This is a genomic window from Micromonospora sp. R77, from assembly GCF_022747945.1.
In the GTDB taxonomy this organism is placed as follows: Bacteria; Actinomycetota; Actinomycetes; order Mycobacteriales; family Micromonosporaceae; genus Micromonospora.
The window spans coordinates 3,143,145-3,165,940 of sequence record NZ_JALDST010000001.1 but is presented as its reverse complement, the minus strand read 5'-3'; the positions used below and the strand labels follow the sequence as shown (position 1 = coordinate 3,165,940).

The following is a 22,796-nucleotide window of genomic DNA, read 5'->3' as shown; positions in this document are numbered from 1 at the left end:
GGCGGTGCGTTCGCCCGTGAATACGTGCGGTGACCCGGATCGGTTCAGCCGTCCCTGCTGCTCCCGTTGCCGGCCGCCTCGTCGGCGGCCCGGTGGGTAGCTGAGGACCCTCCCCCGGCGATCCGGCGCTGGACCGTCCCGACGGGCCCCTTCCTGCCCGGGAGGGGGCCCGTCGGCGTCAGTTGTCGGTGGCGATGCCGTCGGCGACGGAGCGCGCCACGGTGAGCAGCTTCGCCCGGACCACCCGGGCGGAGGTCATCATCTCGCTGGCCGGCAGCGCGCAGGCCAGCACCACCCGCCGCTCGATGTCCTTGTCGGGGGTGACCAGCACGGCGGCGCAGGCGACGCCCTGCCGGAACTGCCCCAGCTCCAGTTGCATGCCGCGCCGGTCCCCGGCGGCCAGGTCGGCCTCGAACGCCTCGGTGGTGGTGAGGGTGGCGCCGGTGAACGGGCGCATGCCGTATTCGCGCAGGTAGCGGAAGCGCTGCTCGGCGGTGAGGGTGGCGAGCAGGCTCTTGCCGAGCGCGGTGGCGTGCGCGCCCTCGTCGAAGCCCGGAACCAGGTCCTCCAGGTAGGGCGAGCGCGGCCCCTCGGCGACCCCGGTGATGGCGACCTGGCCGCCGACGAAGCGCCCGAGGTAGTGGCTGTAGCCGGTGTCGGCGGCGGCCCGGCGCAGGGACTCACCGACGGCGGGCGGCCCACGGAAGGCGGTCACCAGCTCCCGGTACCGGTCGGCCACCTCCAGCCCGACGATGTAGGTGCCGTCCTCCCGGCGGATCACGTAGCCCTCGTACGCCAGCGTCCGGACCAGGTGGTACGTGGTGGCCACGGTCAGCTCGCAGCGGCGGGCGATCTGCTTGACGGTCAGGCCCTTCGGCGCACGACCGACCGACTCGAGCACTCGAAGCGCGCGGGAGACACTTCGGATGAGGTCCGAAGGTTCCGCCAAGGGGTCGCGCACAACCACCTCCGCCGCCGGGGACTTACACCATATGAAAAACAGGCCGAGTGCGAAATGCCTGTTCGGATGGAGGATGCCAGATCACCGGACACACTGCGTGCACCGACAGACACGAAGAGCTGCAAAACCTCGCCCGATGGCCCGTTCGGTCCCGGTATCGCACCGGTCCTGTCAACCGATCTTGTGCGGTTCCCGCCGGCCCGGGCCAAGTGCGCAATCTCGAAGCTGTCCGGGCCGTCACCCCGTGTGACCGTCTGGCCATGGTTTCCACGAATCCCATCGATGCCTTCCGCATCGACCGCCAGTCCCGCCTGCCGTCCCTGACCGGGCTGCGCTTCGTCGCCGCCGCCATGGTCTTCGCGTTCCACGCGACGTACCAGGCCTTCTTCGCCTCACCACGGGTCTCGACCACGCTCAGCGCGCTGCTGTTCCAGGGCGGCTGGGCGGGGGTGAGCTTCTTCTTTCTGCTCAGCGGCTTCGTGCTGACCTGGGTGGCCCGCCCGACGGACACCGTGACGGCCTTCTGGCGACGCCGCCTGGTCAAGATCTACCCGAACTACCTGGTGACCACCGTCGTCGCGCTGCTGCTCCTGCTCCTCGTGGCGGGGACGGCGGTGTCCACCGGCGACGCGCTGGCCACGCTGCTGCTCGTGCAGGCCTGGTCACCCCGGCTGGAGACCGCACTGGCGATCAACCCGGTCGCCTGGTCGCTCTCCTGCGAGCTGCTGTTCTATCTGTTATTCCCGGTCCTGCTGCGCGCCGTGCTGCGGATCAGACCGGACCGGCTCTGGCTCTGGACAGGCGCGACAGTCCTGGCCGTCGCCGCCATGCCGACCGTGGCGCGGGCCCTGCCCGACCAGCCGCTGCTCCCGTACGCGGCGGAGCCGGTCTCGGCGTGGGCGTTCTGGTTCCTGTACCTGTTCCCGCCCGTACGGCTGCTGGAGTTCGTGCTGGGCATCCTGCTGGCCCGGCTGGTCCTCACCGGGCACCGCATGCCGCTGCGCCTCGGCGGCGCGGTCACCCTCGCCCTGGCGACGTACGCGGTCGCCGGGCTCTTTCCGCTCACCTACGCGTACGTGGCGGTGATGGTGGTGCCCCTCGGTCTGGTCATCGCGGCCGCGGCGGTCACCGACACGGAGGAGCGACCGCGCACCTGGCTCGCTCATCCGGTGCTGGTCTGGCTGGGTGAGATATCCTTCGCGTTCTACCTGTGGCACCCGCTGGTGCTGGACTACGGCCACCGGTGGCTCGGCGGCCGCAGCTGGCCGAACGCCGCGGCGCTCGGCGTGCTCGGCCTGCTGGCGGGGGTGACCGTACTGCTGTCCTGGCTGCTCCACACGCTGGTGGAACGGCCGATGATGCGCCGCTTCTCGGTCCGGCGGGACCCCGAACCGATGCCGACGCCGCCGGTGACCGTGACCTGACCCGGCCCGGTCACCCCGGGCGACCGACCCGGGAGGGTGATCGAGGTGGTGGCGACGCGGCCGACGACGAACGCCGCCCGCGTCGGCGCCGGTGCCGTCGCCACCACCGTCGCCTGTGTGCTGCCGGTCTTCCTGGTCGGCGGGCTCGCTGTCCAGCTCGGTGCCGAGCTGGGCTTCTCCCCCGCCGGCCTGGGGCTGGCCGTGTCGGTCTACTTCGGGATCAGCGCGCTCGCCTCGACGCCCTCCGGGGCGCTCGTCGAGCGGTACGGCCCCGCCGTTGTCGCCCGCGCCGGCATCCTGCTCTCCGCCGGTTCGCTCCTGGCCGTGGCGGGGCTGGCCCGGTCGTACCCGACGCTGGTCGGCCTGCTCGGGCTCAGCGCCGCCGCGAACGCCCTCGGGCAGCTCGCCAGCAACGCCGCGCTGGCCCGGCACGTGCCCGCCCACCGGCAGGGACTCTCCTTCGGGGTGAAGCAGGCTGCCGTCCCGATCTCGACGCTGCTGGCCGGCGCGGCGGTGCCCGCCGTCGCGCTGACCGTGGGCTGGCGGTGGGCCTTCGTGGCGGCTGCCGTCGCCGCCCTGGCCGCGCTGCCGGCCGTACCCCTCGAGGAGCCGGCGCGGGACCGGCAGCCGGCGGCGGCCCGGTCGGACCGGGCCACCCTGGCGCTGGTCGTGGTCGGGCTGGCCGCCACCCTGGCGGCCGCCGCGGCGAACGCCCTGGGCACCTTCGTGGTCGCCTCGTCGGCCGGCCGGGGACTCTCCCCGCCCTGGCCGGCCTCACCCTCACCCTCGGCAGCGCGGTCTGCGTGGCGGCCCGGATCGGCGTCGGCTGGCTCGCCGACCGCCGGGCGGGCGGGCACGTCGCGCTCATCGCCGGCATGCTGGTGGTCGGCGCCGGCGGGCTGGGCCTGCTCGCACTGGCCGGCCCGGTGCCGCTGGTCGCCGGCGTGGTGCTCGGCTTCGGCCTGGGCTGGGCCTGGCCCGGGCTGATGAACTTCGCGGTGGTCCGGCTCCACCCGCAGGCCCCGGCCGCGGCCACCTCGATCACCCAGACCGGCGTGTACGCGGGCGGCTGCCTCGGCCCGCTGGGCCTCGGCGCCCTCGCCGAGTCCCTCGGCTACCCGACCATGTGGGCGACCGCAGCCACCGCGATGCTCCTCGCCGCCCTCCTCATGCTCACCGCCACCCGCCTCCTCACCCACCCCTGACCCGGCCCTCCCACCCGGGCCACCCGGGCCGGACGGCCGGACGGCCGGACGGCCCGTTGATCATGGGGTTGGCGGCAGTCAAGGAGATCCACACCGCCGCCAACCCCATGATCGACTCGGTGTGCCTCGGCGCGGCCGGGTGAGGCGGGAGGGGAGGGGGTGGGGTGGGGGTTAGCTGGTGCGGTCGGCGATGTAGTCGCAGAGGGATTCGAGGGCGCGGCGGGAGGGGCCGGGCGGGAGCGGGGCGAGCTGGGTGCGGGCGTCCTCGGCATAGCTGCGGACCGTCTCACGGGCCCGCTTGAGCGCGGGCGACTCGCGCAGCAGGCCGAGCGCCTCCGCGTGCAGGGCGTCGTCGACCAGCGGGCCGGTCGCCAGGATCTCCCGCAGCCGCACGCTGGCGGCGTCCGCGTCGTCGGAGGCGAGCGCGTAGAGCACCGGCAGCGTCGGTACGCCCTCCCGGAGGTCGGTGCCCGGCGTCTTGCCCGACTGCGTCGACTCGGAGGCGATGTCGAGCAGGTCGTCGGAGAGCTGGAAGGCCACCCCGATGGTCTCGCCATAGCCGGCCAGGGCCTCGATGTGCGCCGTGGACGCACCGCTGAACAGGCCGCCGAAGCGGGCCGAGGTGGCGATCAGCGAACCGGTCTTCTCGGCGATGACGTGCAGATAGTGCGCGACCGGGTCCTCGTCGCCCCGGGGGCCGACGGTCTCGGCGATCTGACCGTGCACCAGCCGGGCGAAGGTGCGCGCCTGGAGGCGTACCGCCTCGGTGCCGAGGTCGGCGGAGATGTCCGCGGCGCGGGCGAAGAGGAAGTCGCCGACCAGGATGGCCACCGAGTTGGTCCAGCGCGAGTTGGCGCTCGGCGCACCCCGCCGGACGACCGCCTCGTCCATCACGTCGTCGTGGTACAGCGTCGCCAGGTGGGTGAGCTCCATCACCACCGCGGCCGGTACGACCGCCGGCGACGCCGGATCACCGAACTGCGCCCCCAGCGCCACGAGCAGCGGCCGGAACCGCTTCCCGCCGGCCTCGACCAGGTGCCGGGCCGCCTCGCTGACCAGCGGGTCGGCGCTCGCCACGTTGGCCCGCAGCTCACCCTCGACGGAGTCGAGCACGCTCAGCACGGACGCCTCGACACGAGGGTCGGCGAGATGGAGGCCGAGCGTGCCGAACTGACCCGTGCCCTCGGCGCCCCGACGGCCGCCGGAGCCGGAAGCACCTGAACGCTCGCCAGCCGGAATCACCACGTCTCCAACCATGCCACACCCGTTCGACCAGCCCGGCGGAGGGGATACGGACCGGGGGCCGGTACGCGACGCGTACCGGCCCCCGGTGGGACGACCTCGGTCATCGCACGAAATCGGCGGCACCGTTGGCCAGGTCGAGCAGCGGACCCGGCACCACGCCCAGGGCGACGGTGGCCAGTACGCCGATCACCAGGGCCGCCGAGGTGAGTGCGCCGGGCACGGTGACGGTCGGGGTGGACTCGCCCGGCTCGGAGAGCCACATCATCACCACGACCCGCAGGTAGGGGAAGGCCAGCACCATGCTGGTCAGCACACCGGCGATCACCAGCCAGGCCTGGCCGGCGTCCAGCGCCGGGGCGAAGACGGCGAACTTGCTGGTGAACCCGCTGGTCAGCGGGATACCGGCGAAGGCCAGCAGGATGAAGGTGAAGATCGCGGCGAAGAACGGCGACCGTCGGCCCAGACCCGCCCAGCGGGACAGGTGGGTGGCCTCCCCGTCGGCGTCCCGGACCAGGGTCACCACGGCGAACGCGGCCAGCACCGAGAAGCCGTACGCGGCCAGGTAGAACATGGTGCCGGAGACGCCGCCCTTGGCCAGCACGCCGACCAGCAGGTAGCCGGCGTTCGCGATCGACGAGTAGGCCAGCAGCCGCTTGATGTCGGTCTGCGTGACCGCCAGCACCGCGCCGACCAGCATGGTCAGCACCGCCACCACGCCGAGCACCGGGATGAAGTCCCAGGCGGCCCCGGAGAAGGCCACGTGGAAGACCCGCAGCAGGGCGCCGAACGCGGCCACCTTGGTGCAGGACGCCATGAAGCCGGTGACCGCGGTCGGCGCACCCTGGTAGACGTCCGGCGTCCAGACGTGGAACGGCGCGGCGGCGGCCTTGAAGAGCAGCCCGATGGAGAGCAGCGCCATGCCGGCGAAGAGCAGGACCCGGCTGGACGAGGACTCCTCGACCGCGGCGTGCACGGTGGCGAAGTCGACGCCGGCCACCCGGCCCGGGATGCCCGAGGTGAAGCCGTAGACCAGCGCCACGCCGAACAGGAAGAACGCCGAGGCGTACGCGCCGAGCAGGAAGTACTTCATCGCCGCCTCCTGGCTCAGCAGCCGCCGGCGACGGGCCAGCGCGCAGAGCAGGTAGAGCGGCAGCGAGAAGACCTCGAGCGCGATGAACATGGTCAGCAGGTCGTTCGCCGCCACGAAGATCAGCATGCCGCCGATCGCGAACGTGGTCAGCGGGTACACCTCGGTGGTGCCGCCGGCACCCTCGGCCTGCCGCCGGTCGTCGACCGACTCGGCGGTGACCGCGGCGTGGGCCACGAAGACCCCGCCCCGCTCCACCGCGCGCTCGCCCATCAGCAGCAGCGCCATCGCGGCGAGGACCAGGATCGTGCCCTGGAGGAAGAGCGTCGGCCCGTCCACCGCGATCGCCTGGCCGGCGGTGACCAGCCGGTCGTCGGCGTTGAGGATCACCATGGTGAGCGCGCCGAGCACCGCCGCCAGGGCGAGCAGCAACTGCACCGTGTTGCGCAGCCGGCGCGGCACGAACGCCTCGACGAGCACGCCCACCAGGGCAACACCCAGCATGATCAGGATCGGAGCGAGCGCCGCGTAGTCGATCGACGGCAGCTTCAGTTCACTCACTTCGCGGCCTCCTGGACGCTGCCGACCGTGGGCGCCGGGTCGGTGCGACCGACGTCCTGCATGGTCGCCTGCACGGCGGGGTTGATGACATCGGTGACCGGCTTGGGATAGAAGCCGAGCAGCACGATCAGCGCGATCAACGGGGCTACCACGATCTTCTCGCGCAGGCTGAGATCCCGGCGCATGCCCGGGGTCTCGGTCAGCGCCGGGTTGAGCGTGCCCTGGGTGGTGCGCTGGATCATCCAGAGCACGTACGCGGCGGCCAGGATGATGCCGAGCGTGGCGATCACCGCGACCGGCTTGTTGGTGGTGAAGGTGCCGATCAGCACCAGGAACTCGGAGACGAACGGCGCGGTGCCGGGCAGCGCCAGCGAGGCGAGACCGGCGAAGAAGAGCACCCCGGCCAGCAGCGGGACGAGCTTGCCCGCGCCGCCGAAGTCGCTGATCAGCGACGAGCCGCGGCGGGCGATCAGCATGCCCACCACCAGGAAGAGCAGGCCGGTCGCGAGGCCGTGGTTGAGCATGTAGAGCACCGCGCCGGTGCCGGCCTGGGTGGTGAAGGCGAAGATGCCGACCCCGATGAAGCCGAAGTGCGCGATCGAGGTGTACGACACCAGCCGCTTCAGGTCGTTCTGGCCGACCGCCAGCAGCGCCGCGTAGATGATGCCGATCAGGCCCAGCGCCAGCGCCCACGGCGCGAACCACCGGGACGCCTCCGGGAAGAGCGGCAGGCAGTAGCGCAGGATGCCGAAGGTGCCGACCTTGTCGAGTACGCCGACCAGCAGCGCCGCCGCACCCGCCGGGGCCGCACCACCGGCGTCCGGCAGCCAGGTGTGGAACGGGAAGAACGGCGCCTTGATAGCGAAGGCGAGGAAGAAGCCCAGGAAGAGCCAGCGGGCGGTGCCGGTGGAGATGTCCACCTGGCTCAGCGCCTGCCAGTCGAAGGTCTTCCCGCCGACCACCCAGAGGCCGATCACCGCGGCCAGCATGAACAGGCCGCCGACCAGCGAGTAGAGGAAGAACTTCACCGCCGCGTACTGCCGCTGGTGGCCGCCGTAGCTGCCGATCAGGAAGTACATCGGCACCAGCATGACCTCGAAGAACACATAGAACAGGAAGACGTCGGCGGCGGCGAAGACGCCGATCATCGTGCACTCGAGGACGAGCAGCAGCGCGAAATAGGCCGGCACCGAACGCTTCGACGACTCGGCGTCGTGCCAGGAGGCGAGGATCACCAGCGGCACCAGGATCGCGATCAGCATCAGCATGACCAGGGCGATGCCGTCGGCCGCGAAGGTGAAGTTCACGCCCCAGTTCGGGATCCAGGCGTACGACTCACGGAACTGGAACCGGTCACCGCCCGCCTGGAACGTGATCCACATGACCACCGAGAGCACCAGCACCAACAGCGACCAGCCGAACGCCACCAGCTTGGCCAGGTCCGGCGACCGGCGGGGCAGCAGGGCCACCACCAGCGCGCCGACCAGCGGTGCCACGGTCAGCACCGAGAGGAACGGGAAGTTGGACATTATTCGGCCTTACCTCCGTCGTGACTGCGTGGTCCGCCGGCGGGGGCGGCCGGGTTGAGGTCGATCACGCCAGCCACCCCGCCTGCACCGCCAGGAACGCCGCCACCACGAGCAGCGCGCCGGTCAGGATCGAGGTCGCGTACGACCGCACGAAACCGGTCTGCAGCCGCCGGAGCCGGCCCGAGCCACCGCCCACCGCGGCGGCGAGGCCGTTGACCAGCCCGTCGACGCCCCGGTTGTCGAGGAAGACCAGCGCCCGGGTGAGGAAGATGCCCGGCTTCTCGAAGACCGCCTCGTTGACGGCGTCGGTGTAGAGGTTGCGGCGGGCCGCGGTGACCAGCACGCCCGCCGGCTGCGGCTCGGTGGCCGTGCCGTTACGGAACAGGAACCAGGCAAGCCCGGCGCCGAGCACGGTGACCAGCAGCGAGAGCGCGGTGATCAGCCAGTGCGCGAGGACCGCCTCCTGTCCCTCCTCCTGGCCGCCCAGCCCGGCGGTGGCCTGGAGCCAGTCCGGCACGGAGGTGGCGAGCAGGAAACCGGCGCCGACGGAACCGATCGCCAGCAGGATCAGCGGGATGGTCATCAGCTTCGGCGACTCGTGCGGGTGCTCGATGTCCTCGGTCCAGCGGGCCGGACCGTGGAAGGTGAGCACGAAGAGCCGGGTCATGTAGAAGGCGGTGAGCCCGGCACCGAGCAGCGCCGCACCGCCGAAGAGCCAGGCGGTCCAGCCCTCCCGCTCGAACGCGGCCACGATGATCGGCTCCTTGGAGAAGAAGCCGGAGAACGGGAACATGCCGATGATGGCGAGCCAGCCCATCATGAAGGTCAGCCAGGTGACCTTCATGTACTTGGAGAGGTTGCCGAAGCGGCGGATGTCCACCTGGTCGTTCATGCCGTGCATGACCGAACCGGCGCCGAGGAACATGTTGGCCTTGAAGAAGCCGTGCGCCAGCAGGTGCACGATGGCCAGCGCGTACGCCGCGCCGCCGAGCCCGACGCCGAGGAACATGTAGCCGATCTGGCTGACCGTGGACCAGGCCAGCACCCGCTTGATGTCGTCCTTGGCCGCGCCGATGAGGCAGCCCATCAGCAGGGTGATCGCGCCGACGCTGACCACCACGAGCTGGAGCGTCGCGTTGGCCGAGAAGATCGGGTTGGACCGGGCGATCAGGTAGACGCCCGCGGTGACCATGGTGGCCGCGTGGATGAGCGCCGACACCGGGGTCGGACCCTCCATCGCGTCCGGCAGCCACGCCTGGAGCGGGAACTGGCCGGACTTGCCGGTCGCGCCGAGCAGCAGCAGCAGGCCGAGCACCAGCACCGTGGTCGCGCCGACCGAGCCGATCCCGTTGAACACCTCGTCGTACTGGGTGGTGCCGAGGGTGGCGAACATGACGAAGATGCCGATGGCCAGGCCGGCGTCGCCGACCCGGTTCATCAGGAACGCCTTCTTACCGGCGGTGGCCGCGCTCGGCCGCCCGTACCAGAAGGAGATCAGCAGGTACGACGCCAGACCGACGCCTTCCCAGCCGAAGTAGAGCATCACGTAGTTGTTGCCGAGCACCAGCAGCAGCATCGCGGCGACGAAGAGGTTGAAGTACGCGAAGAACCGTCGCCGGCCCTCGTCGTGCGCCATGTACTCCACCGCGTAGAGGTGGATCAGGAAGCCCACCCCGGTGATCAGCAGCACGAAGACCGCGGCCAGCGGGTCGAAGAGCAGGCCGAAGTCCACCTTGAAGTTGCCGACCGAGATGAACTGCCAGAGGCTCTGCTCGACCGACTTGTTCTCCAGGCCACGCAGCTGGAAGAAGTAGGTCAGGCCGAGCACGAAGGCGGCGCCGATGGCGGCCACCCCCAACCAGTGCCCCCAGCGGTCGGCCCGCCGGCCGAGCAGCAGCAGGATCGCCGCGCTCGCCAGCGGGATCGCCACCAGCAGCCAGACGCTGCCCAGGAGTCCACTGGCGTGGGCGTATTCCACAGTCTCTTCCACCGCAGGGCCCCTCAGTACTTCAGCAGGTTGGCGTCGTCGACACTCGCGGAGCGTCGGGTCCGGAAGATCGACATGATGATCGCGAGCCCGACCACGACCTCGGCCGCCGCCACCACCATCACGAAGAACGCCATGATCTGGCCGTTGAGGTCACCGTTGATCCGGCTGAAGGTGACCAGCGTCAGGTTGGCCGCGTTGAGCATCAGCTCGACGCACATGAACAGCACGATCGCGTTGCGCCGGACCAGCACGCCGACGGCACCGATGGTGAACAGCACCGCGGCGAGGATCAGGTAGTAGTCGGGGGTCACTTGATCTCGGTCCCCTTCAACGAGGTCTCCTCGGCGGTCAGCTCACGGACCGGCAGGATGTCCGGCGTGCTGCGGTCGGTCAGCCGGCCGTCGGGCAGGCGGGCCGGGGTGGCCACCGAGGAGGAGGTGGCGAAGACGCCCGGACCGGGCTTCGGGCCGGGGTAGTTGCCGGGGCGGAACCGGGCCTTCATGGTGGCGACCTGGTCCATCCGGTCCTCCTTGCGCCGCTCCACGTGCGCCAGCACCATCGCGCCGACGGCCGCCGTGATCAGCAGCGCCGAGGTCAGCTCGAAGGCGAAGACGTACTTGGTGAAGAGCAGCCGGGCGATGCCCTGCACGTTCCCCTCGGCGTTGGCCTGCTCCAGCCCGACCGCCCGGACGCCGTGCACCGCCCGGTAGAGGCCGCTGCCGACCAGGCCGGCGAAGCCGAGCCCGAGCACGACCGCTGCGACCCGCTGCCCGCGCAGCGTCTCGATCAGCGAGTCCGAGGCGTCCCGGCCGACCAGCATCAGCACGAACAGGAAGAGCATCATGATCGCGCCGGTGTAGACGATGATCTGCACCATGCCGATGAACGGACCCGCCTGGAGCACGTAGAAGACGCCCAGGCAGAGCATGGTCAGCACCAGCCAGAGCGCGGAGTGCACCGCGTTGCGGGCCCAGACCATGCCGATCGCGCCGATCAGCGCGAGCGGGGCGAGGATCCAGAAGGTCACCGCCTCGCCGCCGGAGACCTGGGCCGCCTCGGCGAGCACCGTGGACGTGGTCATGCGCCTTCTCCCTTGCCCGCCGCGACCTGGCCGTCGGCGGCCCGCTGGGCCGCCTGCTCGGCACCGGGGAAGGTCACGCCCGGGTGCTCCTCGACCTGGTACCGACCGCCCGCCGGGGAGCGCTCGGCGCCGGCCGACGTGCCCGGGTTGGTCAGCGAGCCGATGTAGTAGTCCTTCTCGCTGTCGCCGAGCCGCATCGGGTGCGGCGGCTGCTCCATGCCCTCGAGCAGCGGCGCGAGCAGCTGCTCCTTGGTGAAGATCAGGTCCTGCCGGTTGTCCCGGGCCAGCTCGTACTCGTTGCTCATGGTGAGCGAACGGGTCGGGCAGGCCTCGATGCAGAGCCCGCAGAAGATGCACCGGGCGTAGTTGATCTGGTAGACGCTGGCGTACCGCTCACCCGGGGAGAAGCGCTGCTCCTCGGTGTTGTCGCCGCCCTCCACATAGATCGCGTCCGCCGGGCAGGCCCAGGCGCACAGCTCGCAGCCGATGCACTTCTCCAGCCCGTCCGGGTGCCGGTTCAGGATGTGCCGCCCGTGGTAGCGCGGCGCCGAGACCGGCGGCTTGAACGGGTAGTCGGTGGTGACCACCTTCTTGAACATGTGCGAGAAGGTGACCCCGAAGCCCTTGAACGTTCCGGTGATCGTGCCCACGTCACACCTCCCTGGAGTCCGAGCCGGCGGCGACGTTGGCCGGCTCCCGCTCGGCGACCACGCGCTTGGTGCGCGGGCTCGGTGGTACCTGCAGGTCCATCGGGGGCAGCGGGAAGCTGCCGTGCGGACGGCTGTTGGCCTGTTCCTGCGGGGTCGGCTTCGGCTCCTTCTTGCGGCTCGGCCAGAACAGCGCGGCGAGCAGCAGCACGCCCGCGCCGATCGCGGTCACCAGGAGCCGGTCCCGGGTCTGCCAGTCCTCGATCGAGCGCAGGCCCGACAGGACGAGGATCCAGACCAGGTTGATCGGCAGCAGGACCTTCCAGCCGAAGCGCATGAACTGGTCGTAGCGGAGCCGGGGCAGGGTGCCCCGCAGCCAGACGAAGACGAAGACCAGGATCAGCACCTTGCCGAAGAACCAGAGCATCGGCCACCAACCCGAGTTGGCGCCCGACCAGAGGGTGATCGGCCAGGGTGCCCGCCAGCCACCGAGGAAGAGCGTGGTGGTGACCGCGGACATGGTCACCATCGAGACGTACTCGGAGAGCATGAAGAGCGCGAACTTCAGCGAGCTGTACTCGGTCATGAAGCCCGCGACCAGCTCCGACTCCGCCTCGGGCAGGTCGAACGGCGCCCGGTTGGTCTCACCGACGGTGGCGATGAAGAAGATGATGAAGCTGGGCAGCAGCAGGATCGCGTACCAGCCCGGTGCCGGGATCTCGGTGCCGAACAGGGTGAACCGGGTGGCGTCCCCCTGGGCGGCGACGATCCCGCTGGTGGACATGGTGCCGGCGGTCATGAAGACCGCGACGATGCTCAGCCCCATCGCGACCTCGTACGAGATCATCTGGGCGCTGGAGCGCAGGCCACCGAGGAGCGGGTACGTCGAGCCGGAGGCCCAGCCGCCGAGCACGATGCCGTAGATGCCCATCGAGGAGCAGGCCAGCAGCACCAGCACCGCCACCGGCACGTCGGTGACCTGCAGCGGCGTCCAGTGGCCGAAGATGCTCACCTTCGGGCCGAACGGCACCACCGACAGGGCGGTCACCGCGCAGATCACCGAGATGGTCGGCGCGAAGAAGTAGACGACCTTGTCGGCGGCGCGCGGGAGGATGTCCTCCTTGAAGGCCATCTTCAGGCCGTCGGCCAGGGTCTGCAGCAGACCGAATGGGCCGACCTGGTTGGGACCGGGCCGGACGGCCATGAAGCCGACGACCCGGCGCTCGAACCAGACGCCGAGGAGCGTGGCCAGCAGACCGAAGGCGAAGGCGAAGACGATCTTGCCGAGGACCAGCCACCACGGATCCTTGCCGAAGTCGGCCAGCGTCGGATCCTGCGCGGCGAGGTAGAGAGTCACTGGACACTCCCGGAGTTGAGGAGCGGACCCGGGCGACCGGCCTCGTCCGCCGCGACCCGGCCGGCCGGAACGGCCGAGGCGGGGGCGGGAACGGAGACCCGTACGACCGTGCCGGACGTCGCGCCGAGGCTGCGCCGCACGGTCGAACCGGGAGAGTTGGTCGGCAGCCAGACGACGCCGTCCGGCATCTCGGTGATCGCCGCCGGCAGGGTGATCGCCCCGCGGTCGGTGCCCACCGTCACCGGGTCACCGTCGGCGACGCCGAGCGCCTCGGCGCTGCCCTTGCCCAGCCGGACCACCGGCGGGCGGGCGGTGCCGGCGAGGTGCTCGTCGCCGTCGGTCAGGCTGCCCAGGTCGATCAGCTGGTGCCAGGTGGCCAGCACGGCCTCCCCGGGTCCCGGGTGCGGGACCGCGGCGGGCTCCACCGACGGCGCGGACGGCCGGTCGACCCGGGTCGGCGGCAGCGCACCCAGCTCCCGGCGGACGCTCAGCACGTCGCCGGTGCCGAGCCGCACGTCGAGCTGCGCGGCGAGCGCGTCGAGCACCCGGCCGTCGGTCATCGCGGCCGTCTCCAGCACCGCGTCGAAGGGGCGCAGCCGCCCCTCCCAGTCCAGGAAGCTGCCGGCCTTCTCGACCACCGGGGCGACCGGGAGGACCACGTCCGCCCGGCGGGCCACCGCGCTGTTGCGCAGCTCCAGGCTGACCAGGAACGGCACCGCGTCGAGCGCCTGCTCGGCCAGCCGCGGGTCGGCCAGGTCGGCCGGGTCGACCCCGGCCACCACCAGGGCGCCGAGTTGGCCGTTGGCGGCGGCGGCGAGGATGCCGTCGGTGTCCCGGCCGGCCTGGCTCGGGATCACGCCGGCGGCGATGTCCCACGCCTCGCCGAGTTCGGCCCGCGCGGCCGGCTCGGTGACCAGGCGGCCACCGGGGAGCAGGTTGGGCAGGCAGCCCGCGTCGACCGCGCCGCGGTCACCCGCGCGCCGCGGCACCCAGGCCAGCTTGGCACCCGTACGCCGGGCGACGTCCGCGGCGGCGGAGAGCCCGCCCGGCACGGCGCCCAGCCGCTCGCCGACCAGCAGGATCGCGCCCGGCCGGCTCAGCGCCTCGGCGACCGTGGCGTGCTCGGCGAGCACGCTGGCCTCCTCACCCGGCACCACCCGGGCCAGCTTGGCCCCGAGCTTCTCCAGGCCACGCGTCGCGAACGGCGCGATCGCGTAGACGGTCAGCTTCTTCTTCAGGTACGCCTTGCGCAGCCGCAGGAAGAGGATCGGGCACTCCTCCTCCGGCTCAAGGCCGACCAGCACCACCGCAGGCGCGTTCTCCACGTCCGTGTAGGTGACGTCGGTGACCCCGGCGACGTTGCTGGCCAGGAACTCGGCCTCCTCGCGGGAGACCGGCCGGGCCCGGAAGTCGATGTCGTTGGTGTTCAGCGCGACCCGGGCGAACTTCGCGTACGCGTAGGCGTCCTCGACGGTCAACCGGCCGCCGGTGAGCACCGCGGTGCCCTGGCCGCCGTCGCGGGCCGCGCGCAGCCCCTCGGCGGCGCGGGTCAGCGCCTCGCTCCAGGACGCCTCGCGCAGCTCACCGGTCCGCTCGTCGCGGACCATCGGGGTGGTGATCCGGTCGAAGGCGCGGGTGTACTGGAAGCCCCACCGCCCCTTGTCGCAGTTCCACTCCTCGTTGACCTGCGGCTCGTCGCCGGCCAGCCGGCGCAGCACCTTGCCGCGCCGCCAGTCGGTGCGCTGCGCGCAGCCGGCCGAGCAGTGCTCGCAGACGCTCGGGCTGGAGACCAGGTCGAACGGGCGGGCCCGGAACCGGTACTGCGCGCCGGTCAGCGCGCCCACCGGGCAGATCTGCACGGTGTTCCCGGAGAAGTACGAGTTGAACGGCACGTCACCGCTGTCATCCCCGGCCTCCGCCCCGTACGCGTCGTCCCGGTAGATGTTGATCTCCTCGGCGGACGACCGGCCCATCAGGTCGATGAACTTGTCGCCGGCGATCTCCTCGGAGAACCGGGTGCAGCGCTGGCAGAGCACGCAGCGCTCGCGGTCGAGCAGCACCTGGGTGCTGATCGGCAGCGGCTTGGGGTACTCCCGCTTGTGCTCGTGGAAGCGCGAGTCGGTGCGGCCGGTCGACATGGCCTGGTTCTGCAGCGGGCACTCGCCGCCCTTGTCGCACATCGGGCAGTCGAGGGGGTGGTTGAGGAGCAGCAGCTCCATCACCCCCTCCTGGGCCTTCTTGGCGACCGGGGAGGTGAGCTGGGTGCGGACCACCATGCCGTCGGCGACGGTCTGGGTGCAGGAGGCGACCGGCTTGCGCTGGCCCTCCACCTCCACCAGGCACTGCCGGCAGGCGCCGGCCGGGGCCAGCAGCGGGTGGTCGCAGAAGCGCGGGATCTCGGTGCCGAGCTGCTCGGCGACCCGGATCAGCAGGGCGCCTTTCTCGGCGGTGACCTCGACGCCGTCGATGGTGAGGGTGACGGTCTCGGTCTGCTTGGCGACGTCGGTCATTAGTGGGCTCCCACCAGCTGCTTGTCCGACAGCTTCGGCGCGGTACGTCCCTCGATGTAGTCGAGGTAGTCCTGCTTGAAGTACTTCAGCGAGGAGGTCACCGAGCTGGTCGCACCGTCACCCAGACCGCAGAACGAGCGGCCGAGGATGTTGTCGCAGGTGTCGAGCAGGGTGTCCAGGTCCTCGTGGGTGCCCTGGCCGGCGAGGATCCGCCGATAGACCCGGACCATCCAGTAGTTGCCCTCGCGGCACGGGGTGCACTTGCCGCACGACTCGTGGTGATAGAACTCCAGCCACCGGTAGGTCGCGTAGACCGGGCAGTCCTGGTCGGAGAAGATCTGGGTGGCCGTGGTGCCCAGGATCGAGCCGGCCGCCGCCACCCCCTCGAAGTCCAGCGGCACGTCCAGGTGCTCGGCGGTCAGCAGCGGCGTCGACGAGCCGCCCGGCGTCCAGAACCGCAGCTCGTGCCCGGGCTGCATGCCGCCGGCCAGCTCGATCAGCTCGCGCAGGGTGATCCCCATCGAGGCCTCGAACTGGCCCGGGTTGGCGATCCGGCCGGAGAGCGAATAGATCATCGGCCCGGAGGACTTCTCGGTGCCCATGGTCTTCCACCAGTCGGCCCCGCCCAGCACGATGTACGGCACGCTGGCGATGGTGCCGACGTTGTTCACCACCGTCGGGCTGGCGTACAGGCCGTGGGTCGCCGGGAACGGCGGGCGGAGCCGGGGCTGACCCCGGAAGCCCTCCAGCGAGTCCAGCAGCGCGGTCTCCTCACCGCAGATGTACGCCCCGGCGCCGGAGTGGACCACCAGCTCCAGGTCGTACCCGCTGCCCAGGATGTTCCGGCCGAGATAACCCTTGGCCTGCGCCTCGGCCACCGCGTTGCGCAGCCGGCGCGCGGCGTGCACCGCCTCGCCGCGGATGTAGATGTAGGCGCGGCTGGCCCGGATCGCGTACGACGCGATGATCACGCCCTCGACCAGCGAGTGCGGGTCGTGCGTCATCAGCGGCAGGTCCTTGCAGGTGCCCGGCTCGCCCTCGTCGGCGTTGACCACCAGGTAGTGCGGCTTGCCGTCGCCCTGTGGGATGAAGCCCCACTTCAGGCCGGTCGGGAAGCCCGCGCCGCCGCGACCGCGCAGCCCGGAGTCCTTGATCAGCTGGATCAGGTCGTCCGGGTGGGCCTTGAGGGCCTTGCGCAGGGCGGCGTAGCCGTCCAGCTTCTCGTAGGTGCCGATCCGCCAGGCGTCCGGCGACAGCCAGCGCTTGGTCAGCACCGGCGTCAGCTTGGCCAGCGTCTCCGGCCGAGGAGTGGTCACTTCTGGCCCCCCGTTTCGCTCGCGACCGTCGGGCTCGCGCCGTTGGCGCCCGCCGCCGCTTCGTTGAGGTTGCGCTGCTGCGCACCGGTGGAGTCACCGGCGGGCTTGCCGTCGCCGGCCGGGGCGTTCGCCGCCGCGCCGGCGGCCTCGGCCGCCTGCGCGTCGCGCGGCGCCGGGGCGGTGCCGTCCGTCGGCACCCTGGTGCCGGGGCGTCCGGCACGGCGGTCGACGCGTCCGGCTGCCGGGTCTCGGCGGTACGCACCTGCGGCGACTTGTCGTCCGGCGCCTTCACGTCCGGCGCGGTGCTGCCGGTCGGCTGCGCCGGCTTCGCCGGTTCGGCGGGCGCGGCCCCGGCCGGCTCGGGTGCCGGGGCCGGCTTGGCCGCCTCGGCCTTCGCCTCGCCTCGGCGGCGGCCTTGTCGGCCTCGGCCTTGCTCCGGATCGGGGTGTTCGGGTCGAAGCCGGGTACGGAGATGCCGTGCTGCTCCGCCAACCGCAGCCCGCGCAGGGTGGGCTCGCCCGGGCCGCCGTCGGCGACCGCGCCGTCGCGCTCGTCGGCGAAGCCGGCGAGCTGCACCGCCATCTCCTTGAGCGTGCAGAGCCGGGCGCCCCGGGTCGGCATCGGCCGGCCACCGGCACGCAGCTCGTCGACCACGCCGACCGCCGTCTGCGGGTCGACGCCGTCGAAGAAGTCGTAGTTGACGGTCATCACCGGGCCGTAGTCGCACGCCGCCAGGCACTCGGCGTGCTCCAGGGTGATCTTCCCGTCGCCGGTGGTCTCGTCGTGCCCGACGCCCAGGTGCTCGGCGAGGGTGTCGTAGACCGCCTGGCCGCCCAGCACGTTGCACATCGTGTTGGTGCAGACGCTGACCAGGTAGTCACCGGTCGGCTTGCGCTTGTACATGGTGTAGAACGTGGCCACCGCGCCGACCTGGGCCTTGTTCAGGCCGAGCACCTCGGCGCAGAACTCGACACCGGCCGGGGAGACGTAGCCCTCCTCGGACTGGACCAGGTGCAGCAGCGGCAGCAGCGCCGAGCGGGACCGGTCCGCCGGGTACCGGGCGATGATCTCCCGCGCCCGCTCCCGAGTCGTGTCACTGAAAGTCGTCATCAGAGCCGTCCTTCGTTCGCGACTGCGGTGCTCCGCTTCGCTTCGCTCCTCGCGCTCACCGGTCACAACCACCCATCACGGGGTCCAGCGAGGCGCCACCGGCGATCACGTCGGCGATCAGGCCGCCCTCGGCCATCGCCGGCAGGGCCTGGAGGTTGACGAAGCTCGGCTCCCGGTAGTGCACCCGGTAGGGCCGGGTGCCACCGTCGGAGACCGCGTGCACGCCCAACTCGCCACGGGGCGACTCGACGGCGACGTACACCTGGCCCGGCGGGACCCGGAAGCCCTCGGTGACGAGCTTGAAGTGGTGGATCAGCGACTCCATCGACTGACCCATGATCTTGGCGACGTGCTCCAGCGAGTTGCCCATGCCGTCGACGCCGATGGCGAGCTGCGCCGGCCAGGCGATCTTCCGGTCGGCGACCATCACCGGGCCCGGCTTCAACCGGTCGAGCGCCTGCTCGACCAGCTTCAGCGACTCCCGGATCTCGGCCAGCCGGACCAGGTACCGGCCCCAGACGTCACCGTCGGTGTGCGTCGGCACGTCGAACTCGTACGTCTCGTAACCGCAGTACGGCATGGTCTTGCGCAGGTCCCAGCCGAGGCCGGCCGAGCGCAGCACCGGCCCGGTCACGCCGAGCGCGAGGCAGGCGGTCGCGTCGAGCACCGCGACGTTCTTCGTCCGCTCGGCCCAGATCGGCTGTCCGGAGAGGAGGTTCTCGTACTCCTTGAGCTTCTTCGGCATCAGCGCCAGGAAGTCGCGGATCTTGCGGATCGCGTCCTCCGGCACGTCCTGCGCCACGCCGCCCGGCCGGACGTACGCGTGGTTCATCCGCAGGCCGGTGATGGTCTCGAAGATGTCGAGGATGTACTCCCGCTCGCGGAAGCCGTACAACATCATGTTGATCGCGCCCAGCTCCATGCCGGTGGTGGCCAGCCAGACCAGGTGCGACGAGATCCGGTTCAGCTCCATCATCAGCACCCGGATGGTGGTGGCCCGCTCGGTCACCTCGTCGGTGATGCCGAGCAGCTTCTCCACCGCGAGCGCGTACGCCGTCTCGTTGAACAGCGGGGAGAGGTAGTCCATCCGGGTCACGAAGGTCGAGCCCTGGACCCAGTTGCGGTATTCGAGGTTCTTCTCGATGCCGGTGTGCAGGTAGCCGACGACCGAGCGGGCCTCGCGGACCGTCTCGCCCTCCAGCTCCAGGATCAGCCGGAGCACGCCGTGCGTGGACGGGTGCTGCGGACCCATGTTGACGACGATCCGCTCGTCGTTGATGGGGTCCGTGCCGGAGACGACCTGGTCCCAGTCCCCACCGGTGACGGTGAAGACCTTGCCCTCGGTCGTCTCCCGCTCGGTCGCGTAGTTCGACGTGGTCACCGTGCCAGCCCTCCGTTCGCGACTGCGGGGCTCCGCTTCGCTGCACTCCTCGCGCTCACTGGTAGGACCTCCTCCGGTCCGGCGGCGGGATCTCAGCGCCCTTGTACTCCACCGGCACGCCGCCGAGCGGGTAGTCCTTGCGCTGCGGGTGCCCCTCCCAGTCGTCCGGCATCAGGATCCGGGTCAGGTTGGGGTGGCCGTCGAAGACGACGCCGAACATGTCGTACGCCTCCCGCTCCTGCCAGTCGGCGGTCGGGTAGACGGCGGTGACGCTCGGCAGGTGCGGAGCCTCGGCGGAGACCGCGGTCTCCAGCCGGACCCGGCGCCGGTAGGTCATCGAGGTGAGCTGGTAGACGACGTGCAGCCGGCGACCGTCGGCGCCCAGGTAGTCCACACCGGACACCGAGGAGCAGAGCTCGAAGCGGAGCGCCAGGTCGTCCCGCATCACCTGGCAGACCTCGGCGATCCGCTCCGGACGGATGTGCAGGGTCAGCTCGCCCCGGTCGACCACGACCTTCTCGACCGCGTCGCCGAAGGCCGGGTACGCCTCCTCCAGCGCGTCGCGGACCTCGTCGAAGTAGCTCCCGTACGGCCGGGCGGCCTCCTCGATCGGGGTGCGCTGGCGGACCAGGCCGCCGTAGCCGGAGACGTCGCCGCTGCCCTGGTTGCCGAACATGCCGCGTCCGGCCGGGCCGGCCGGCGGGTACTCCGCCGGAGCGGTGCCGCTGGCGCCGGCCGGGGTGACCGGCACCGGCACCCCGCCGTCGTTCTTCCTGTCGTTCGGCGCGGTCATTTCGGTCCCTGCTGGGTGTGGAGGTGGTTCTGGGCCTTCATCCAGTTCTCGATCCGCAACTGCTCCTCGCGTCCCTCGCGGACCGCCTTCGTCCACTCGGCACGCCGGGCCTTGTCGTTGCGGTACGACGACGGCATCGAGCCGTAGGGCACGACGGGCACGTCACCGCGCTCCTTGCGGGCCTCCAGCATCTTGCGACCGTTCGGTCCCAGCGGCTCGTACATGATCTTCTCGCGGAGCTTGAGCACCGCGTCGATGAGCATCTCGGGCCGGGGCGGGCAGCCCGGGAGGTACATGTCGACCGGCACGATGTGGTCGACGCCCTGCACGATGGCGTAGTTGTTGAACATGCCGCCGCTGCTGGCGCAGACGCCCATCGAGATGACCCAGCGGGGCTCGGCCATCTGGTCGTAGATCTGGCGCAGCACCGGGGCCATCTTCTGGCTCACCCGGCCGGCCACGATCATCAGGTCCGCCTGCCGCGGCGAGGCCCGGAAGACCTCCATGCCCCAGCGGCCCATGTCGTAGTGCGGACCACCGGCGGCCATCATCTCGATGGCGCAGCAGGCCAGGCCGAAGGTGGCGCCCCAGACGGACGACTTCCGCGACCAGTTGACCAGCTTCTCCACGGAGGTGAGCAGGACGCCGGCCGGGAGCTTCTCCTCGATGCCCATCTGACGTACCTCCCTCAGTCCCAGTCCAGGCCGCCGCGCCGCCAGACATAGGCGTATGCGACGAAGACCGCGACGATGAACATGACCATCTCCACGAAGCCGAAGATCGGCAGGGCGTCGAAGGAGACGGCCCAGGGGTAGAGGAAGATGATCTCGATGTCGAAGACGATGAAGAGCATCGCCGTCAGGTAGAACTTGATCGGGAACCGGCCGCCGCCGACCGGCTGCGGGCTCGGCTCGATGCCGCACTCGTACGCCTCGAGCTTGGCCTTGTTGAAGCGCCGGGGACCGGCGAAGCGGGCGGCGGCCACGGAGAACAGCGAGAACCCCGCGGCGAGGGCGAACAGCCCGATGATCGGTGCGTAAGGCGAGAGCGACATCTTTTCTCCTGCTCGTCCTTCCCCTGCCCGTGCTACTTGGCGAAAATCACACTATTCACGTCCCTCGTGACGTCCGTCAGCGGGGGTCGATCTCTGTCCGCGCCCGGGGCCGTCGCCCACCCCGGGCGTGGTTGTCCTAGACGGCCGGCGCCACCTTCGTCATCGCGTTGATGACCCGGTCCATCGCGTCCCCGCCCCGGGGGTCGGTCAGGTTGGCCAGCAGCTTGAGCACGAAGCGCATCAACGCCGGGTGCGGCATGCCGTGCTTGGTGGCGATCCGCATGATCTCCGGGCGGCCGATCAGCTTCACGAAGACCCCGCCGAGCCGGTAGTAGCCGCCGAAGCGGGCCTTCAGCTCCTGCGGGTACGCCAGCAGCGCCCGCTCCCGGTCCGCGCCGGCCGGCCGGGCGAGCGCCTGGACCGCGACCTCCGCGGCCAGCTCGCCGGACTCCATCGCGTACGCGATGCCCTCGCCGTTGAACGGGTTGACCATGCCACCGGAGTCGCCGACCAGCAGCACGCCGCGGGTGTAGTGCGGGACCCGGTTGAAGCCCATCGGCAGCGCGGCGCCGAGGATCGGCCCCTCCGCGTTGGTCTCGTCGGTCAGCCCCCAGTCCTCGGGGGTGTTGGCCAGCCAGTCGGTGAGCAGCCGCCGGTAGTTGGTCTTGCCGAAGGCGGAGGAGGAGTTGAGGATGCCGAGGCCGGCGTTCACCCGTCCGTCACCGAGGCCGAAGATCCAGCCGTAGCCGGGCAGCAGCGTGTCGCTGCCCTTGCCGCGCAGCTCCAGCCACGACTCCAGGTAGTCGTCGTCGTGCTTGGCGGGCGAGCGGTAGTAGCGGCGGACGGCCACGCCGATCGGCCGGTCCTCCCGCTTGGCCAGCCCGAGGGCGAGCGGGAACCGGCCGGAGACGCCGTCCGCGGCGACCACCAGCGGGGCGTGGAAGGTGGCCGGCTCCTTGTCCGGGCCGACCTCGGCGGTCACGCCGATCACCCGGTCGTCCGCGTCGAGCACCGGGCCGACGACGTTCACGCCGGTACGCAGCTTCGCGCCCGCGGAGACCGCCCGCTGGGCGAGCAGGTCGTCGAAGTCGAGCCGGGTGCGGACCAGGCCGTAGTTGGGGAAGCTGGCCAGGTCGGGCCAGTCGAGTTCGAGGCGCACCCCGCCGCCGATCACCCGTAGGCCCCGGTTGTGCAGCCAGCCGGCCTCGGGCGAGGTGTCCACACCCATCCGGACGAGCTGGCGCACGGCGCGCGGGGTCAACCCGTCGCCGCAGACCTTCTCCCGGGGAAACTCGGTCTTCTCCAGCAACAGCACGCGTACGCCGTGCCGCGCCAGGTGGTACGCGGTCGCCGATCCTCCGGGACCGGCGCCCACGACGATCACGTCGGCGTCGTTCTCCACCGCGGTCATCTGCGCCTCCTCCCGCATGCTCGTGAAATGCTTCACAAGCCGATCGGGTTGGAGTCTATGACCGCCGTTACACCAGTAGGCGGTGAGGGGTACCTAACTTCCCGGAAACCTACCGGTGGGAGCCCCCGGGCAGG

19 protein-coding genes and 2 pseudogenes are annotated in these 22,796 nt (G+C 71.1%); 3 read left to right on the top strand and 18 right to left on the bottom strand.

Annotation, left to right across the window (positions count from 1 at the left end):
• Nucleotides 1–178 precede the first annotated feature (178 nt).
• Nucleotides 179–961 carry an IclR family transcriptional regulator gene (locus tag MRQ36_RS14795; RefSeq protein WP_242796067.1) on the bottom strand — a complete coding sequence of 261 codons (783 nt, stop codon included), beginning with the start codon at nt 959–961 and terminating at the stop codon, nt 179–181.
• 260 nt (nt 962–1,221) lie between these two features.
• Here MRQ36_RS14795 and MRQ36_RS14790 point away from each other — a divergent pair, with 260 nt between their 5' ends.
• From MRQ36_RS14790 to MRQ36_RS14780, 3 genes and pseudogenes are all read left to right on the top strand, one after another.
• Nucleotides 1,222–2,385 carry an acyltransferase gene (locus MRQ36_RS14790; RefSeq protein ID WP_242796066.1) on the top strand — a complete coding sequence of 388 codons (1,164 nt, stop codon included), beginning with the start codon at nt 1,222–1,224 and terminating at the stop codon, nt 2,383–2,385.
• A 36-nt stretch (nt 2,386–2,421) separates the two neighbouring features.
• Nucleotides 2,422–3,081, top strand: a pseudogene (locus tag MRQ36_RS14785) (MFS transporter); the annotation flags it as partial.
• Between the two features lie 107 nt (nt 3,082–3,188).
• On the top strand, nt 3,189–3,590 hold the full coding sequence (locus MRQ36_RS14780) for an MFS transporter (RefSeq protein ID WP_374250189.1): 402 nt from the start codon (nt 3,189–3,191) through the stop codon (nt 3,588–3,590).
• Nucleotides 3,591–3,761: 171 nt separating this feature from the next.
• Here MRQ36_RS14780 and MRQ36_RS14775 read toward each other — a convergent pair whose 3' ends face one another.
• From MRQ36_RS14775 to MRQ36_RS14695, 17 genes and pseudogenes are all read right to left on the bottom strand, one after another.
• Entirely contained in the window at nt 3,762–4,847 is a 1,086-nt protein-coding gene (locus tag MRQ36_RS14775) for a polyprenyl synthetase family protein (protein ID WP_242796062.1), read from the bottom strand.
• Nucleotides 4,848–4,935: 88 nt separating this feature from the next.
• The gene (nuoN, locus tag MRQ36_RS14770; protein ID WP_242796060.1) at nt 4,936–6,483 is read right to left on the bottom strand and encodes an NADH-quinone oxidoreductase subunit NuoN; all 1,548 of its coding nucleotides are present in this window, start codon (nt 6,481–6,483) and stop codon (nt 4,936–4,938) included.
• A complete protein-coding gene (locus MRQ36_RS14765) occupies nt 6,480–8,012 on the bottom strand; it encodes an NADH-quinone oxidoreductase subunit M (RefSeq protein ID WP_242796058.1) in 1,533 nt (510 codons plus the stop codon). Before MRQ36_RS14765 ends, nuoN begins: the two co-directional genes overlap by 4 nt.
• A 64-nt stretch (nt 8,013–8,076) precedes the next feature.
• Nucleotides 8,077–10,002, bottom strand: coding sequence for an NADH-quinone oxidoreductase subunit L (gene nuoL / locus MRQ36_RS14760; protein WP_242796056.1), 1,926 nt, complete (start codon nt 10,000–10,002; stop codon nt 8,077–8,079).
• An 11-nt stretch (nt 10,003–10,013) separates the two neighbouring features.
• Nucleotides 10,014–10,313, bottom strand: coding sequence for an NADH-quinone oxidoreductase subunit NuoK (gene nuoK, locus MRQ36_RS14755; protein WP_088959269.1), 300 nt, complete (start codon nt 10,311–10,313; stop codon nt 10,014–10,016).
• Nucleotides 10,310–11,083, bottom strand: coding sequence for an NADH-quinone oxidoreductase subunit J (locus tag MRQ36_RS14750; RefSeq protein ID WP_242796054.1), 774 nt, complete (start codon nt 11,081–11,083; stop codon nt 10,310–10,312). The genes nuoK and MRQ36_RS14750 overlap by 4 nt, the downstream gene beginning before the upstream one ends.
• Nucleotides 11,080–11,733 (bottom strand): NADH-quinone oxidoreductase subunit NuoI, encoded by a 654-nt coding sequence (nuoI, locus tag MRQ36_RS14745; RefSeq protein ID WP_242796052.1) that lies wholly within the window; start codon nt 11,731–11,733, stop codon nt 11,080–11,082. Before nuoI ends, MRQ36_RS14750 begins: the two co-directional genes overlap by 4 nt.
• A 1-nt stretch (nt 11,734) precedes the next feature.
• Nucleotides 11,735–13,087, bottom strand: coding sequence for an NADH-quinone oxidoreductase subunit NuoH (gene nuoH, locus MRQ36_RS14740; protein WP_242796050.1), 1,353 nt, complete (start codon nt 13,085–13,087; stop codon nt 11,735–11,737).
• Nucleotides 13,084–15,597: an NADH-quinone oxidoreductase subunit G gene (locus tag MRQ36_RS14735; RefSeq protein ID WP_242796049.1), complete on the bottom strand. Its 2,514-nt coding sequence runs from the start codon at nt 15,595–15,597 to the stop codon at nt 13,084–13,086. Before MRQ36_RS14735 ends, nuoH begins: the two co-directional genes overlap by 4 nt.
• A complete protein-coding gene (nuoF, locus tag MRQ36_RS14730; RefSeq protein WP_242796048.1) occupies nt 15,597–16,913 on the bottom strand; it encodes an NADH-quinone oxidoreductase subunit NuoF in 1,317 nt (438 codons plus the stop codon). The genes MRQ36_RS14735 and nuoF overlap by 1 nt, the downstream gene beginning before the upstream one ends.
• Nucleotides 16,910–17,110 (bottom strand): hypothetical protein, encoded by a 201-nt coding sequence (locus tag MRQ36_RS14725; RefSeq protein ID WP_242796047.1) that lies wholly within the window; start codon nt 17,108–17,110, stop codon nt 16,910–16,912. The genes nuoF and MRQ36_RS14725 overlap by 4 nt, the downstream gene beginning before the upstream one ends.
• A gap of 11 nt (nt 17,111–17,121) precedes the next feature.
• Nucleotides 17,122–18,023 (bottom strand): annotated as a pseudogene (gene nuoE / locus MRQ36_RS14720) (NADH-quinone oxidoreductase subunit NuoE); the annotation flags it as partial.
• A 55-nt stretch (nt 18,024–18,078) separates the two neighbouring features.
• The gene (locus MRQ36_RS14715) at nt 18,079–19,404 is read right to left on the bottom strand and encodes an NADH-quinone oxidoreductase subunit D (RefSeq protein ID WP_242796046.1); all 1,326 of its coding nucleotides are present in this window, start codon (nt 19,402–19,404) and stop codon (nt 18,079–18,081) included.
• A 55-nt stretch (nt 19,405–19,459) separates the two neighbouring features.
• Nucleotides 19,460–20,197 (bottom strand): NADH-quinone oxidoreductase subunit C, encoded by a 738-nt coding sequence (locus MRQ36_RS14710; protein ID WP_242796045.1) that lies wholly within the window; start codon nt 20,195–20,197, stop codon nt 19,460–19,462.
• Nucleotides 20,194–20,871 (bottom strand): NADH-quinone oxidoreductase subunit B family protein, encoded by a 678-nt coding sequence (locus MRQ36_RS14705; RefSeq protein ID WP_242796044.1) that lies wholly within the window; start codon nt 20,869–20,871, stop codon nt 20,194–20,196. Before MRQ36_RS14705 ends, MRQ36_RS14710 begins: the two co-directional genes overlap by 4 nt.
• 14 nt (nt 20,872–20,885) lie before the next feature.
• Complete coding sequence (locus MRQ36_RS14700) at nt 20,886–21,251, bottom strand: NADH-quinone oxidoreductase subunit A (RefSeq protein WP_088959279.1); 366 nt, start codon at nt 21,249–21,251, stop codon at nt 20,886–20,888.
• A gap of 136 nt (nt 21,252–21,387) precedes the next feature.
• Nucleotides 21,388–22,662, bottom strand: coding sequence for a geranylgeranyl reductase family protein (locus MRQ36_RS14695; RefSeq protein WP_242796042.1), 1,275 nt, complete (start codon nt 22,660–22,662; stop codon nt 21,388–21,390).
• Nucleotides 22,663–22,796: the final 134 nt, after the last annotated feature.

Bases quoted from the DNA above. Each gene is read 5' to 3' on its own strand.
- MRQ36_RS14710 (WP_242796045.1), bottom strand. From the start codon at position 20,197: ATGACCGCGCCGAACGACAGGAAGAACGACGGCGGGGTGCCGGTGCCG.
- MRQ36_RS14735 (WP_242796049.1), bottom strand. From the start codon at position 15,597: ATGACCGACGTCGCCAAGCAGACCGAGACCGTCACCCTCACCATCGAC.
- MRQ36_RS14700 (WP_088959279.1), bottom strand. From the start codon at position 21,251: ATGTCGCTCTCGCCTTACGCACCGATCATCGGGCTGTTCGCCCTCGCC.
- MRQ36_RS14790 (WP_242796066.1), top strand. From the start codon at position 1,222: ATGGTTTCCACGAATCCCATCGATGCCTTCCGCATCGACCGCCAGTCC.
- MRQ36_RS14750 (WP_242796054.1), bottom strand. From the start codon at position 11,083: ATGACCACGTCCACGGTGCTCGCCGAGGCGGCCCAGGTCTCCGGCGGC.
- MRQ36_RS14695 (WP_242796042.1), bottom strand. From the start codon at position 22,662: ATGACCGCGGTGGAGAACGACGCCGACGTGATCGTCGTGGGCGCCGGT.
- MRQ36_RS14765 (WP_242796058.1), bottom strand. From the start codon at position 8,012: ATGTCCAACTTCCCGTTCCTCTCGGTGCTGACCGTGGCACCGCTGGTC.
- MRQ36_RS14775 (WP_242796062.1), bottom strand. From the start codon at position 4,847: ATGGTTGGAGACGTGGTGATTCCGGCTGGCGAGCGTTCAGGTGCTTCC.
- MRQ36_RS14705 (WP_242796044.1), bottom strand. From the start codon at position 20,871: ATGGGCATCGAGGAGAAGCTCCCGGCCGGCGTCCTGCTCACCTCCGTG.